The sequence below is a fragment of the Dongia sp. P2_B8 genome (assembly GCF_056404715.1).
In genome coordinates this window covers 277,310-291,283 of the sequence record NZ_JBFUDM010000006.1, presented here as the reverse complement: position 1 = coordinate 291,283, position 13,974 = coordinate 277,310, and the positions used below count along the sequence as shown (strand labels likewise).

General features: G+C 62.9%; 17 protein-coding genes. 11 read left to right on the top strand and 6 right to left on the bottom strand.

What is annotated here, in order from left to right:
• Positions 1 to 798, bottom strand: coding sequence for a phosphodiesterase (locus tag AC1DWZ_RS18130; protein ID WP_477170334.1), 798 nt, complete (start codon positions 796 to 798; stop codon positions 1 to 3).
• 119 nt (positions 799 to 917) lie between these two features.
• On the opposite strand from AC1DWZ_RS18130, the gene AC1DWZ_RS18125 reads away from it, so the two are divergent.
• On the top strand, positions 918 to 1,943 hold the full coding sequence (locus AC1DWZ_RS18125) for an ABC transporter transmembrane domain-containing protein (RefSeq protein WP_477170333.1): 1,026 nt from the start codon (positions 918 to 920) through the stop codon (positions 1,941 to 1,943).
• Here AC1DWZ_RS18125 and AC1DWZ_RS18120 read toward each other — a convergent pair.
• From AC1DWZ_RS18120 to AC1DWZ_RS18110, 3 genes are read right to left on the bottom strand one after another with little or no spacing between them, the layout of a single operon-like run.
• On the bottom strand, positions 1,870 to 2,334 hold the full coding sequence (locus tag AC1DWZ_RS18120; RefSeq protein ID WP_477170332.1) for a hypothetical protein: 465 nt from the start codon (positions 2,332 to 2,334) through the stop codon (positions 1,870 to 1,872). The two genes, AC1DWZ_RS18125 and AC1DWZ_RS18120, sit on opposite strands and share 74 nt — an antisense overlap.
• Before the next feature lie 6 nt (positions 2,335 to 2,340).
• Positions 2,341 to 2,790 carry a MarR family winged helix-turn-helix transcriptional regulator gene (locus AC1DWZ_RS18115; protein ID WP_477170331.1) on the bottom strand — a complete coding sequence of 150 codons (450 nt, stop codon included), beginning with the start codon at positions 2,788 to 2,790 and terminating at the stop codon, positions 2,341 to 2,343.
• Positions 2,791 to 2,841: 51 nt separating this feature from the next.
• On the bottom strand, positions 2,842 to 3,099 hold the full coding sequence (locus AC1DWZ_RS18110) for a hypothetical protein (RefSeq protein ID WP_477170330.1): 258 nt from the start codon (positions 3,097 to 3,099) through the stop codon (positions 2,842 to 2,844).
• 160 nt (positions 3,100 to 3,259) lie between these two features.
• Here AC1DWZ_RS18110 and AC1DWZ_RS18105 point away from each other — a divergent pair, with 160 nt between their 5' ends.
• The 5 genes from AC1DWZ_RS18105 (at position 3,260) to AC1DWZ_RS18085 (ending at position 7,308) form a co-directional block, all read left to right on the top strand.
• Positions 3,260 to 4,204 carry a LysR substrate-binding domain-containing protein gene (locus tag AC1DWZ_RS18105; RefSeq protein WP_477170329.1) on the top strand — a complete coding sequence of 315 codons (945 nt, stop codon included), beginning with the start codon at positions 3,260 to 3,262 and terminating at the stop codon, positions 4,202 to 4,204.
• The gene (locus tag AC1DWZ_RS18100; protein ID WP_477170328.1) at positions 4,201 to 5,079 is read left to right on the top strand and encodes a pirin family protein; all 879 of its coding nucleotides are present in this window, start codon (positions 4,201 to 4,203) and stop codon (positions 5,077 to 5,079) included. Before AC1DWZ_RS18105 ends, AC1DWZ_RS18100 begins: the two co-directional genes overlap by 4 nt.
• A 7-nt stretch (positions 5,080 to 5,086) precedes the next feature.
• Positions 5,087 to 5,596, top strand: a complete 510-nt coding sequence (locus AC1DWZ_RS18095; RefSeq protein ID WP_477170327.1) for a PAS domain-containing protein — start codon at positions 5,087 to 5,089, stop codon at positions 5,594 to 5,596.
• 279 nt (positions 5,597 to 5,875) lie between these two features.
• Positions 5,876 to 6,553, top strand: a complete 678-nt coding sequence (locus AC1DWZ_RS18090; protein WP_477170326.1) for an alpha/beta hydrolase — start codon at positions 5,876 to 5,878, stop codon at positions 6,551 to 6,553.
• Between the two features lie 191 nt (positions 6,554 to 6,744).
• Positions 6,745 to 7,308 (top strand): HNH endonuclease, encoded by a 564-nt coding sequence (locus tag AC1DWZ_RS18085; protein WP_477170417.1) that lies wholly within the window; start codon positions 6,745 to 6,747, stop codon positions 7,306 to 7,308.
• Between the two features lie 39 nt (positions 7,309 to 7,347).
• Here AC1DWZ_RS18085 and AC1DWZ_RS18080 read toward each other — a convergent pair whose 3' ends face one another.
• Positions 7,348 to 7,866, bottom strand: coding sequence for a helix-turn-helix domain-containing protein (locus tag AC1DWZ_RS18080; RefSeq protein WP_477170325.1), 519 nt, complete (start codon positions 7,864 to 7,866; stop codon positions 7,348 to 7,350).
• 693 nt (positions 7,867 to 8,559) lie between these two features.
• Here AC1DWZ_RS18080 and AC1DWZ_RS18075 point away from each other — a divergent pair.
• From AC1DWZ_RS18075 to AC1DWZ_RS18055, 5 genes are all read left to right on the top strand, one after another.
• On the top strand, positions 8,560 to 10,269 hold the full coding sequence (locus AC1DWZ_RS18075) for a methyl-accepting chemotaxis protein (RefSeq protein WP_477170324.1): 1,710 nt from the start codon (positions 8,560 to 8,562) through the stop codon (positions 10,267 to 10,269).
• Positions 10,266 to 10,658 (top strand): hypothetical protein, encoded by a 393-nt coding sequence (locus AC1DWZ_RS18070; RefSeq protein WP_477170323.1) that lies wholly within the window; start codon positions 10,266 to 10,268, stop codon positions 10,656 to 10,658. Before AC1DWZ_RS18075 ends, AC1DWZ_RS18070 begins: the two co-directional genes overlap by 4 nt.
• 180 nt (positions 10,659 to 10,838) lie before the next feature.
• Positions 10,839 to 11,459 carry a membrane protein YczE gene (yczE, locus tag AC1DWZ_RS18065; RefSeq protein WP_477170322.1) on the top strand — a complete coding sequence of 207 codons (621 nt, stop codon included), beginning with the start codon at positions 10,839 to 10,841 and terminating at the stop codon, positions 11,457 to 11,459.
• A 10-nt stretch (positions 11,460 to 11,469) separates the two neighbouring features.
• Positions 11,470 to 11,820 carry a VOC family protein gene (locus tag AC1DWZ_RS18060; RefSeq protein WP_477170321.1) on the top strand — a complete coding sequence of 117 codons (351 nt, stop codon included), beginning with the start codon at positions 11,470 to 11,472 and terminating at the stop codon, positions 11,818 to 11,820.
• Positions 11,821 to 12,075: 255 nt separating this feature from the next.
• Positions 12,076 to 12,972: a prohibitin family protein gene (locus tag AC1DWZ_RS18055; RefSeq protein ID WP_477170320.1), complete on the top strand. Its 897-nt coding sequence runs from the start codon at positions 12,076 to 12,078 to the stop codon at positions 12,970 to 12,972.
• Positions 12,973 to 13,062: 90 nt separating this feature from the next.
• Here the strand turns inward: AC1DWZ_RS18055 and AC1DWZ_RS18050 are convergent, their stop codons facing one another.
• Positions 13,063 to 13,974, bottom strand: a complete 912-nt coding sequence (locus AC1DWZ_RS18050; RefSeq protein WP_477170319.1) for a hypothetical protein — start codon at positions 13,972 to 13,974, stop codon at positions 13,063 to 13,065.

Here is a 13,974-nt window from a genome sequence, read left to right as displayed (position 1 = left end):
CTAGGCGAACGCAAAGGGCCCGGCGAACGTACCGATCGGGACCAGATGCGTGATCAATCCCGTGCCGGGCCGCCACTGGTGCAGCAGGAAGGCCGGCGGTTCCAGGAATGAGGCCGGCTCGGCATCCGGCGCCAGGCGCAGCGCAATGGTGGTTGTGGTGCTGGGCGCCGTGCACAGGGTCGTGCCGCCAAAGCGCATCTGCATGACCCGGTGGACATGGCCGCAGACAATACGCTCGACCGCGGGATATCGCGCGACGATGCCGGCCAGACGCTGGCCGCCTTGGCAGAGATAATCGTCCATATAGGGGATGCCGCTGGCAAAGGGCGGCTGGTGCATCATGATAAGCGTTGGCCGCTCCGGCTCGGCGGACAAGGTCGCCTCCAGCCATGAGGCGGCGGCATCATCCATCAGCCCGTGATGGAGGCCCGGTATCGTGATATCGAGGCCGATGATGCGCACTGGCCCATAGGCGCCGGTGGCAAAGTGGAGCGGACCCGATGCCGGCAGATAGGCATGATCGGCAAAGCTCGCGCGAAAAGCTGCCCTTTCGTCGTGATTGCCGGGAATGAGCAGCAGCGGGGCCGTGATCTCGGCCAGCAGTTCGCGCGCCATCTCATATTCGGCCGGCGACCCTTCATCGACCAGATCGCCACTGAGGATCACCAGATCGGGGCGCGGCGAGAGCGCGTTCAATTGCCGGACAGCCGCCTGGAACATGGCGTTCGAGTCCACCAGATCATGGTAGAGGCGGTTGCGCGGCCTTATGTGCGGATCGGACAATTGGGCAATCAGCATGGGATTCTGTAGGCTTTATTGATTGTCCGCGGATGCTGCCATGGCAGAGGGGCTCCGTGCCATGGTTAAATGACGTATTCTCCGCGGCAATTCCCACGTAACTGTCTGCAGGCGCGCTTATGCCCAAATCGCTTTTTGCTTTCATCTGGCAGGTCAGTCGCCGCAAGCAGATCTTTCTCTGCGTGCTGACGGTCATCGTCTCGCTGCTCACCACGGTGCCGCTGGAACTGCAGCGGCGCATCGTCGACGACGCGATTCATGACGGAACGGTGGGCTATCTGGTGCTGCTGAGCGGCATCTATCTGGCCGTCCTCTTTCTGCAGGGCGGTCTTAAATACGTGCTCAACGTCTATCGCGGCTGGTTGGTGGAAGATGTGGCGCGCCTGCTGCGGCATCTTATTTTCGACGGCACGCAGGACAACAAGATCGCCACACCCAAGCCGTCCGAGGAAAAATCCGGCACCGTGCAGAAGGGCGCCGTGGTCTCGATGGTGGCGTCAGAGGCCGAGGATCTGGCCGGTTTTGTCGGCGATAGTATTTCGTTCCCCTTGCTGCAGGCCGGCACGGCCCTCTCCGCCATGGGCTATCTGATCTGGGTCGAACCCAGGATCGCGCTCTTCGCCGTCGCCCTCTATCTGCCGCAATTGCTGGTGGTGCCGCTGGGGCAACGGCGCATCAACCGCTGGGGCAACATCCATGCGCGGCTGCTGCGCAAGATGGGCGACACCATCGTCGGCTCGGGAACCGACCGCAAGGGACGGCCAAAACATCAACGCCGCTTCAAGCGGCTGGTCCAGGGCACCTTCCGCACACGGCTTGCCATCTACCGCGTGAAATATTTCCTGACCTTCTTCGGCAATTTCCTCGATGCGCTGGCACCGCTCATCGTGCTCTCCGTCGGTGGCTGGCTGGTGATCAAGGGCGAGGTCGAGGTGAGCACCCTGGTCGTGTTCATCACCGGCTTCCAGAAGGTGGCTGATCCCTGGGATCAGCTGCTCACCTTCTATCGCACCGCCTCCAATGCCGGCGTCAAATACCGGCTGATCGCGGATGCCTTGCCGGCGGATATTGTCATCGACCGGAAAGCCGGCCGGAAGAACGGTCGGCCAGGCGACCGGATAGACGCAGTCCGTCGCGCAGATTGAGCGACATCAGCACGAGGTTGACGGTGCCTGCCAGCAGCTCGACCGCCTGCACCAGATAGAATTGCGGGCCGAAATCGTCGCGCTCAGCCAACGCCGCGAGATAGAATGCGCACGGCACCAGGATGAGCAGGCCATTGGCGGTGATGAACGGCATGCGCCGCTTCTTGGCGCGAATGCGCGCATCGTCGCTTCCCCCCGCCAGGCGAAAACCGCTGGCCCCGGTAATGATCAGGGCCGGCACTAGCAGCAGCAGCCCCCAGGGGATCGCCAGCTTGACGGCCACGATCATGTCTGTGGCACCAGAGAGTTCCGAGAGCGACGTCGCTAGCCAGAAGGTCAGGATGGTGAGGAGGGCCAGCGAACCGGCCAGGGGGTGGAGGCGCTTCAACATGAAAGATCACCTATCCTCGACGGATTCGTCGAGCCGTTGCCGGAGCCTCCGCAGCACGGCGCCAGCCGCGGCCAGCTCCTTGGCCGTGAGGCCGGCGGCCAGGCGGTCGGCCCAGGGCACCTGCCGCTTCATGGCGGCGGCATAGGTGGCCTTGCCGTGTGCGGTAAGATGAACCAGTTGGGCGCGGCGATGATGTGGATTGGGTGCGAACTGCAGCAGCCCGTCCGTTGCCATCTCGCGCACCAGGCGCTGCACGGCTTGGCGGCTCAGGCCCATGTTACGGGCGATATGCGCCACCGGCAGCGCCACCGGTGACAAAGTGATGGCGCCCAGCACCTGCCAGCGCGCGCTGGAAAGGCCGATGTCGGCCACCAGCGCATCGCCCGCCTGCAGCAGGCGCCCGTTGAGGCGGAAAGTCTCCAGCACAAGTTCCGTGACGGCATCCCGATTCTTCATGGCACCACACGGCCATATTGACAACATATTGTCAATATGGCCGCGATACCGTCAGATCTGGTCGCACCCCTGTGGCTGCCGGCGAACGGTCTCATAGGGCGAGAGCAGGGCCGCGAACGCTTGCAGCCAGCCCCGGCGATTCCTGTTGCGCGGCGCTTCGACCAGACGGGTCGGGTCGTCCGCGAAAGCCAGGGCGCCGGTTTCGGTGCGCACCAGGCCGACGTCGCGCAGCAGCCGCGCATCGTGGTCCGGCAACTGATCGGCATGCGGTGTGTGCCTGAAGAACAATGAATCCCAATCGCTTTGCATGATGACACCTCTGTTTTGCTTAACTGCTGGTGCTCTCGAAAGGCTTTCCAGGACCAGCTGATACTGGCTATATTGGCGGGAACTCGCGCGAAGTCAGCTTAGATCGCGTACGAAGTGGATTAAGTTTTACTTAACACACGGAGCGATGATGGCAGAGCGGATGCCGATGTTGCCGGCCCTGCGTGCCTTCGAGGCGGTGGCGCGGCTGGGCAGCGTGCGCGCGGCGGCGGCGGAACTCCGCGTGACGCCGGCTGCCGTCAGCCAGCAGGTAAAAGCCATGGAAGCCGATCTCGGCCTGCAGCTGATCCGGCGGCGCGGCAACAGTCTGGAACTGACCGAGGCGGCGCGGGCGGGCAGCGACACGCTCACCGCCGGGTTCCGACTGCTCAGCGAAGCGGTGCGGCAGTTTCGCGATCACAAGGCCAGCCCGCAGATTCGCCTCAGCGTCGATCCCACCTTGGCAGCAAGCTGGCTCATTGCGCGGCTGCCGCGCTATCGGGCATTGCCCGGCAGTGTCGATCTGCTGCTCGATGCCAATCGCTTCTATGCCGATTTCACCCGCGACCAGATCGATGCCGCCATCCGCTTTGGCATCGGTAAATTTCCGGGGCTCGATGCGCATTTCCTGCTGGCCGAGGAATTGTTCCCGGTATGCAGCCCGAAGCTGCTGCGCGGGCCCCATCCCCTGAAGCAGCCCGGCGACCTCAGGTACCATACGCTGCTGCACAACGACTGGTCGTCGCGCCTGGGCAATTGGCCGAACTGGCAGGATTGGCTGAATGAAGCCGGCGCAAAAGATGTCGATGGCAGGGGCGGCCTCCATTTCAACGACGGACTGGTGGTGATCGAGGCGGCGCTGAGCGGGCAGGGGATCATGCTGGGCAACACGACGGCGGTCGCCGATCTCATCGCCGCGAAGAAGCTGGTGGCGCCCTTTCCGACCCGCATCAAAAGCGATCTCGGCTATTATTTCGTCTGCCCCGAACATCTGGCGCGCCGGCGCGATATCGGGGTGCTGCGGGATTGGCTGCTGGCGGAAGCGGCGCAGGAAGGGCAAGCTGGAACGAACGGCCAAGCTGGCAAAAACAAAAGGCGCGCAACATGACCCACCCAGGCAATATCGAAAACATCATTGTGCCGCGCACCCGTGACATCGGCGATTTTTCGGTCATGCGGGTGTTGCCGGCAGCCGAACGGCGCATGGTGGGGCCGTTCGTGTTCCTGGATCAGTTCGGACCGGTCACGCTACCGGCGGGCAAGGGCATGGACGTGCGGCCGCATCCGCATATCGGCCTTTCCACCGTCACCTATCTGCTCAAAGGATCGATCCTGCATCGCGATTCCCTGGGCTTTGCGCAATCGATCGAGCCGGGCGACGTCAATTGGATGACGGCGGGTCGCGGCATTGTGCATTCGGAACGATCGGATGCCGAGATCCGCAAGCATCCGCAGATGCTCTACGGCCTGCAATCCTGGGTGGCTCTGCCGCAGAAGGATGAGGAGGCCGATCCCGCCTTCATCCATTATGGCGGCGCCGTCCTGCCGGAGGGCGATGCCGATGGCATGCAATTGAAGGTCATAGCGGGCTCGATCCAGGGGCTGAGCTCGCCGGTGAAGACGCATTCCGATCTCTTTTATGGCGATGTGACGCTGGCGGCCGGCGCGCGGTTCGTGCTGGATGCCACCTATGAGGAGCGCGCTGCCTATCTTATCGAAGGGCAGGTCGATATCGACGGCATTGTCTACGAACCGGGGCGCCTGCTTGCCTTCGGCAAGGCTGCGGAAATTTATCTCACTGCGGTGACACCGGCGCGGCTGGTGGTGCTGGGCGGCGAACCGATGGATGGGCCGCGGCATATCTGGTGGAATTTCGTCTCCTCGCGCCAGGAGCGCATCGACCAGGCGAAAGAGGATTGGCGCCGGAACCAGTTCGGCGTCAGAATCCCCGGCGAGACGGAGTTCATCCCGTTGCCGGAATAGGGATGGCATGCAACAGGCGGTACAATTCGACGCCGACGATCCTGACGGGCTGGCGCGTGGCATGGCGGCCCTGGAGATGTCGTCGCCGTTCATCATCGCCGGCTATCGCTATTGGGATCGATGCCGCCGGGGCCGCAAGGTGCCCATGCGCACCGACCTCGACCCTGTGATCGACATTCCCAAACTGGTCTCGCGTATCATCCTGTTCGACGTGCGCCGCGCGCCGCTCGATTTCCGGTTCCGCCTGGTCGGCAGCTATGTGCGGCAGAATCTATCGCGTGACTATGTCGGGCATTGGTTCTCGGAATTGCCCAATTACGACGCCAACAGCACCCTCTGGCCGCGGCACAAGCTCGCCGACGAGAATGGCCAGCCGATGCTCCAGCGGCCCACCTATATCGGGCCGCACAAGGATTTCATCGCCGTCGAGAATGTGCTGCTGCCGCTGGCCGTCCCGCAGGCCGGCTGGGCCATGCAGATCATGTTCTTCGATTTCATCCACAAGACCCTGCCGTAGCCGGGACTTCAGACTTGGAAGTTCGCGCGGGCCAAATCATCGGATGTGGCACATTTCTATCCGTCATCCCCGGGCTTGACCCGGGGATCTGGTACGACTGGGCGCGGTTCATCAGTTGCTGACCGATCCCCGGGTCAAGCCCGGGGATGACGGTTTAAATTGATGAGCAGTTGCCCCATGCATTGCCCCTGCCGTCGGGCAAGGGGGTAGCATCTTCCCCGCCTCGACTTCCCCTGATATGAGGATGGCCATGTGCAATCCTTCGAAAGCAATCCTGCCATGATCAAACTTGACGGCCCCTCGCATCCGGCGCTCTCCGGCAGCAAGCCTGAGCAACTGGTGGTGCTTCTCCATGGTTATGGCTCCAATGGCGAAGATCTGATCGGCCTTGCCCCCTATCTGGCGCCGGCCTTGCCGGAGGCGGAATTCCTCTCGCCCAACGCGCCCTTTCCCTGCGAGGCCAATCCGTTTGGCGGCTATCAATGGTTCGGGCTTGAAGAGCGCAATGCCGAGACGCGCCTTGCCGGTGCGCGCGAGGCGGCGCCCATCCTCAATGCCTATCTCGACGAGGTGCTGGCGGCACGCGGCTTGAGCGAGGCGGATCTCGCCCTCATCGGCTTCAGCCAGGGCACCATGATGGCCCTCCATGTCGGCCTGCGGCGGGCGCAGCCGGTCGCTGCCATCGTCGGCTATTCCGGCATGCTGGTGGCGCCGGAACTGCTGGGCACCGAGCTCAAATCGAAGCCGCCGGTGCTCCTGGTCCATGGCATGGCCGATCCGGTCCTGCCCTTTGCCGCGATGGGCGAGGCGGAAGCAGCCTTGCAGGCGGCCGGCATCCAGGTGGTGGCGGAAGGCCGGCCGGGGCTGCCCCATTCCATCGATCAGCGCGGGCTGGAACTGGGTGCCTCGATGCTGCATCAACTGATGTGCAAACATCACGACCATCACCATCACTGAAGACCCGTCACTAAATCACCGGCGCCACCCCGGAATGACAACATCGTGAAAGATCACACCGGGGTGACCGCTACATCTTGAGTTTTCCGTGCCGCCCGGCTATTCCTAGGGTGTTGGGCTGCGGTCATCCGCATATCAGCGGGCGACGGGCGGTCCCGAGAGGAGTCTTGGGAAGTGCGGGAGATGGCATGATGATGGCCTCACCTGAGGCATGTCCGGCCCTGGTCCTTAACGCCGATTTCCGGCCGTTGAGCTACTTCCCCTTGTCCCTGTGGCCCTGGCAGGAAGCCGTCAAGGCGGTGTTCCTCGACCGCGTCAATATCCTCAGCGAATATGATGAAATGGTGCACAGCCCGAGCTTGGCCATGCGCCTCCCCTCGGTCATTTCGCTCAAAGAATATGTGCCGCAGGAACGGCGCCCGGCCTTCACGCGGTTCAACGTGTTCCTGCGCGACCGGTTCCGCTGCCAATATTGCGGCAGGCATTCCGCCGCCCACGACCTCACCTTCGATCATGTGGTGCCGCGGGCGCGGGGTGGGCGGACGTCGTGGCAGAATGTCGTCGCCGCCTGCCAGAACTGCAATCTCCGGAAAGGCAGCAAGCTGCCACACCAAGTCGGCATGTTCCCCAAAAGGAGGCCGTTGCAACCGACGACCTTCGAACTTCAGGAAAACGGCCGAGCCTTCCCGCCAAATTATCTCCACCGGAGTTGGCGGGATTTTCTTTACTGGGACAGCGAACTCGAAACGGGCTGAGGTCCATCCGATACCAACTGCTGTCCGCAGTGCGTTCCCTCAACTTATCTCATCCGCTTTGGTGCCAAGTGTGTCGTCGCTGGCCAGTTCCTGGCGATGGAGGGCCAAGGCGAGATCCAGCATGCGCCGCCGTTCATGGGCGGTCTCAGCGGTGGCGGTGATCGCGTTGTGGATCTGCGCGCATTTGCGGCCGATGCCGGCGCGTGCCGGCCGGCGGCCCAGTTCGGCATAGAGCGAGAGCATCGCCTCCATCACCTCGGCCAGGAGATCGGGATCCGCCAGCCCCGGCACCAGAACTGGGCCAGCGTCGGCGACGGCAGCTGCCGGGGCTCTGCCATCGCCGGTCAGCAGCCAGGCAAGATCGCGCCGCAGGACGCGGGCAAGGGCGGTAAGCGCCAGCCGCTTGGGCTCCGATCTGCCAGCCAGATAATTGTTGAGCGTGCTGAGCGGGATGCCGCTGGTCTGGGCGACGTGCGTGGCACCCCCCGATTGCGCAACGGCGCTGCGCAGCCGCTTCGTGAAGCTGTCCATGGCCCCCATGTCACGCGCCTGAGCCACGGCCCGTTGATCCATTGGAGAGACAGTCAGCTAGGAACGAAGGCCGCGCCTGCATGGATGGAATCGGACAAGAATCCCACGATTCGTCCAAAAATAAGAATCTAGTCTTGAAATGGATATCCATTTCTGGCACTCTATTTCTGTGGATGGCAGGGGCGGCAAGGGTTGGGGGAACCATGCGACACCGGGATTTTACTCTCAAGTATTTCAGGGTATTGGACAATTTTGTGGATCTCCCCGCCCGGCTGGTGGTGTGAAGATGCCGCAGCACCTTCGGGGTACGGATCCTGGTTGTCCATTTATGGAACACCAGATTTCGGCGCTTCCGAGCCTTGCTCCGAGTCATGCTGACGCTGAATCCGTGCCCGGACATCCCCGCTACGGACCCACGCGCAACGGCTGGCACTTCCCAGGGCACGTCCCGGGGCACTTCTCGGCGTCAACAGGGCGGTCCTGCAACATGGCCATCCTATCACGCGTCCATCGGCCTGCCATTGGCAAAACCCACCCAGGGTTGCGGGGGTTTGGGTTGCGGGGTCTTGGGGTGCTTGGTTAGGGCAGCGCATGCCCGCCGGCGACACCGCTGGCCAGCTACACCGCAGGTTTGAGCCGATCGATAAGCACTTTCTGCGTCGCAAGCGACAGGCCTTCCGGCCGCGCCGCTCGCCGCCTTTTTTGGAAATGGTCAGTCACATGAATTTGGGCAGCTACCGGATCGCCACCAAGGTTCTGAGCATCATCGTCCTCCTCGGGCTCGTCGCAGGCGCCATCACTGCGGCCGGCGTGTTCAGCCTGCATTCGCTGCACGAGGCGACCGGCGAACTTGCTGCGGCCGGCGATAAATCGGTCTTGAGCGCCCGCATGCGCCAGAACATCATCGCCCTCAACCGGGGCGAATTCCGCATCACGGTCGATCCCACGGGCAGCAATCTCACCGAGGCCGTGGCCTTTATCGACAAGCAGCGGGCCGAGCTGGAAGAGCGCCTGACCTCGGCCGAGGCCGCGGCGGACGATGCCCAGGCCGCCGTGCTTGCCACCGTACGCAGTACCTATCAGGAGTATCTCGAATCCCTGCAGCAGACGATTGCACTGGCACAGAGCAGCGGCAGCGCCATCGCCATTGGCGAGGCGCAGCGCACCTTGCTCGACCAGACCATGGCCAGCCGCAAGAAGGCCGAAGCGGTCGAGCAGGCCCTTATTGCCAACACCAAGGTCTTGAACGATCACGCCGACAGCGTCACGGCGGAGGCGACAGCGCTCTACGCCTTCGCCAGCAAGACCATGATCATCGGCGCCATCGCGGGCATCCTGGTGGGGCTGGGCCTGGGGCTCATCGTCTCGCAAAAAGGCATCGTGCAGCCGATCCGCCGCATGGTCGAGTGTCTCCGCGGCCTCGCCGGCGGCAATCTCGAGACCGACATCTATGGCACCAAGCGCAAAGATGAAATCGGCGAGATCGCGGCCACGACCCAGGTGTTCAAGGAGAACATGATCAAGGCGCGCGACCTCGCCACCGAACAGGAGGCGTTGAAGCGGCAGGCCGCCGCCGACCAGCAGCGCGCCATGAACGAGATGGCCGACGCGTTCGAGGCCTCGGTCTCGGGCATCGTCGGCACGGTCTCTTCCTCGGCAACCGAGCTTGAAAAATCGGCCCAGGGCATGTCGGCGACCGCGGAACAGACCAACCGCCAATCGACCGCCGTTGCCGCTGCTGCCGAACAAGCCACGGCAAACGTGCAGACGGTGGCGGCAGCAACCGAAGAACTCACCTCCTCGATCACCGAGATCGGCCGCCAGGTTGCCCAATCCGCCGCTGTCGCCAGGAAGGCGGTGGATGAGACCACGCGCACCAATGAGGTGGTGAACAGCCTGTCGACGGAAGCCGAGGCAATCGGCGACGTGGTGAAGCTGATCAGCGAGATTGCCAGCCAGACCAATCTGCTGGCTTTGAATGCGACGATCGAAGCCGCGCGTGCCGGCGATGCTGGCAAGGGTTTTGCTGTGGTGGCGTCGGAAGTGAAGAATCTTGCCACACAGACGGCCAAGGCCACCGACGATATCAGCGCCAAGATCGGCAGTATCCAGCAGGCGACCGAGCAATCGGTCAATGCCATCCAGTCGATCGCCCGCATCATCGACGAGATGAGCCAGATTTCCGGCACCATCGCGGCGGCGGTCGAAGAGCAGGGCGCTGCCACCCAGGAAATTTCAAGGAATGTGCTGCAGGCCAGCCAAGGCACCAGCGAGGTGTCCAGCAACATCGCCGGCGTCACCGTGGCAGCGGGCGAAACGGGTCATGCCGCCTCGCAGGTTCTGAGTGCCGCGGCCGACCTTGGCAAGCAATCGGAGCTGTTGCGCGCCCAGGTGACCCAGTTCATCGCCACCGTGCGCGAATCGGCGTGAGCGGCGACACGCTCCATTTTCTGAGCGAGGCGAAGCTTGCCCAGACGGCCGGTTTCATCGAGACGGGCCTTGCCTCGCTCAGTCGCCTGCAGGCGACGGTCGGCAGCCGGGCGATTGACGCCGGCACCTTGCGGGAATTTGCCGCCATGGCCGCCGCCGCCGCCACATTGCGCGCGCAGCTGGCCGATGATCTGCAGTCGCTGGTGGCGGAAGACGGGATCTTCGTCGGCACCTATCCAGGCGTAGACCCGCCTGGGGTTGATCTTGCAGTGCAGCGTCTGGCCGCGGCAAGCCGCCATGTGCTGGACCGGCTCGACGAAATGATCGGCCATCTGCGGCATTTGCAGGCTCGTCCGGGCGACAGTGCGGATGTCTCGGGCAGGCCGTGATCGTCTGCCGCATTGCTGTGGAGTTAACTGCAAAAGTCCGGACCCTTTCCCCCTCCCCCCAACGTGGGGGAGGGTTAGGGAGAGGGGGAGCTTGCATAGCTGGCCTGCAGGCTGCTGCTGTTGTCAGCGGGCGGCGGCTCGCTTATGCAGGGTGACCCAGCAATCAACGTGGCCCCCTTCATGTCCGATTTCCTCTTCAAGCGACTCTTGCCGTTGCTTATCGGTTTTGTCATCTGGGGCCTCGCGGTCGCCTTGCAGGTGCGGGCCAATCTCGGCCTTTCGCCGTGGGACGTCTTCCATCAGGGCCTTGGCAATCATCTGGGGATCGGCATCGGCTGGGCCGGCGTGGTGACCAGCGTCGGCGTCCTGCTGCTGTGGATCCCTCTGAAGATGAAACCCCATATCGGCACGGTCCTCAATGCCGTGGTGATCGGCCCGTCGGCGGAATTCTTCCTCGCCATCCTGGATGCGCCGGAAAACATGGTGCTGCGTTGGGCCTATATGCTGGGTGGCATCCTGTTGATGGCGATCGGCAGCGCGCTCTATCTGCCGGCAAAGCTCGGCACCGGTCCGCGCGATGGGGTGATGGTCGGGCTCAACAAGAAATTCGGTTTCTCCATTCGGCTTGCGCGCACCATCGTCGAGGTGATGGCGCTCATCATCGGTTGGCTGCTGGGCGGCACGGTCGGCCTTGGCACCTTGGTCGTGGCGCTGGGCCTCGGGCCTACGGTGCAGGCGATGCTGCAGACGCGGCGCTGGCTCGTGGAACGCGTGACCGGCGTGCCGCAGAGTGTCCTCTAGAGGTGACGAAATGAAGGTGAAGCGCATCGTCGCCAATATCGCGACACCGGACGTGGCGGCGGCGCAGCGTTTCTACCGAGATGTGCTCGGCCTCGATCTCCTCATGGACCATGGCTGGATCGCCACCTATGGCGTGGGCACCAAGATGGACGTGCAGATCAGCATCGCCTCGGAGGGCGGCTCCGGCACAGAGGTGCCGGACCTCTCGATCGAGGTCGACGATCTCGACGAAGCGCTGGCGTGCGTCAAGAAAGCGCACATCAAACTCGAATACGGCCCCGCCGACGAACCCTGGGGTGTCCGCCGCTTCTATATCCGCGATCCGTTCGGCAAGCTCCTCAACATCCTGCAGCACGTCTAGAGCCCGCCATATTCAACGCCCAGCGCGTCCCGCCACATCAGAATGAGACCGAGAATCGGTCGCAATCCCAGAGGGCGGCATAAAAAAATCGGTCGGTGCAAGTGCCTGTCGCGATTTGAAAATTGCGCTTATTCAGCGAACAGCAGTTGGAGCGGATTGAATATTTACGATTGGTCCACAATCTCCTTGGAACGGTGCGGAGATCAATCCACGCCGACCGGATCGGTCAAGATCCATCGCTAACTCCTGGAGACAATGAAGATGTATCTCTCGCGTGTTGCCGGCATCGGCTTCATGTGCTTGCTCGTGCTCGCCTTTTTTCTGGCGGTCATGGGCTCCTGGTACACCGTGCCGGAAGGCTATCGTGGCGTGCTCGTGCGCAACGGCGCTGTCGTCGGTGAAGCGGCACCTGGTCTCGGTTTCAAAGTGCCGTTGATCGATGGTGTCGTCGACATGTCGGTACAGACCGAAAAGGTTCAGTTCGACAATATCCAGGCCTATAGCCGAGATATTCAGCAGGCGGATGTCGTAGCGTCCGTCAACGTGCGGCTGGCGCCAGATCGTGTGCTCGACATGTATTCGACCGTCGGCACCGGTTATGGATCGAAGCTGCTGCTGCCGGTGGTGCAGAAGCGCCTGAAGGAAGTCTTCGGCCAATACGCTGCAGCCGAGGTGATTGGTGCGCGCGAGAAGGTCAGCGGTGCCATTCTGGCACTCATCTCAGCTGACATGGCTGGCCGTGGCCTGATCGTCGAAAGCCTGCAGATCGAGAATATTGATTTCTCGGACGGATACGAAGATGCGGCCGAAGCGGCGGCAAAAGCGGAAGCAGACGTGAAGCGTGCACGCCAGGAACTGGAGCATGCAAAGGTCAATGCCCAGCGTCAGGTTGCTGAAGCCGAGGCCAAGGCCCAGGCGACGCGCGCTACCGCCGATGCCGAAGCCTATGCCACCAAGGCGCGGGGTGAAGCTGAAGCCTCGGCCATCAAGGCCCGCGGCGAGGCTGAAGCGGCGGCGATCAAGGCCCGTGCGGAACCCTTGCGCGCCAACCCTGATCTCATCGCGCTCATCGCTGCCGAGCGCTGGGATGGCAAGCTGCCGTCGACCATGGTGCCGGGCTCATCCGTGCCCTTCGTCAACGTCACCAAGTAGCTGGGTGCGGGAGATGGGGAAACCCACCTCCCGCATTTTTCTTTTGCCCTGCCGTGTGCTGAGCGACGTGGCGGGCAGCGAGACAAGTGTCTATTGCACTGCCAGGCGCTTTAGTTCGGCGGTGGCGAGGTCGGATTCGATGGCACTCGGTTGTTTCGCCGCGAGCACCTTTTTGAAATAACGGATCGCACCCTCCTTGTCCCCCTGGAGGAGGGCAGCTTCACCCAGGAAGAATCGATTGCGGGCATAGTCGGCTGCGTTCTCACCCCGCTTAAGACTGAACTCGCTGAAGGCCTCCTTCGGCGTTTTGTCACCGCGCAGGGCCTGCGCCAACATGTGATAGTCGGCATCATCGTTCGGATCGCTTGCCAGATCTACGGTTGGCTTCCTGCCGGCGTGTTTATCAGCCACGAATAGCATCAGCGGCACTGTGCCTGTGGTAGCGCCGGCATCGTAGACCTGCTGAAGGCCATGCGCAGCGGCGGCGAAATCACCTTTGCCGAAATCCAGTAGGGCCTGGTCGAAGTTCGCTTGCTCGGTGGCGGGGATATGAATGCGGTCGAGTGCTGTCATGCCGCGACTGGAATTCGGCCGTCCGAAGAGAGAGATGAACAGAGCCGGTTCAAAAGGCGGCATGATCTTCGCCGCCGCGAAGAATTCCCGCGATGCCGCGTCGGGATCGTTGGCCAACAGCCTGGCAAGTCCCAGCGACAAAGGCGCCTGCGCATCACCCGGCGATTCCTTGGCGAAGGCGGCACAGGCCTTGTTGGCTGCCGCCGTATCAGTCGCTTTCAGCGCGGCGATGCAATGGCGCCCGACTTTCGTCTGCGGCTGTCGCGGTCCCAGCATGATCGGCAGGAAGCTCGCGACCGCTTGGGCGTAATTCTCCGTCCTCATCCCATCGAAGAATTTCGCCAGCAGCACCGTGCGGTCCTCGGCCGCAGCCGCGGCCGGCAGCAGAGAGATCAGCGCGAGGCCGAGAGCCAGTCGGCGAAAAATCAT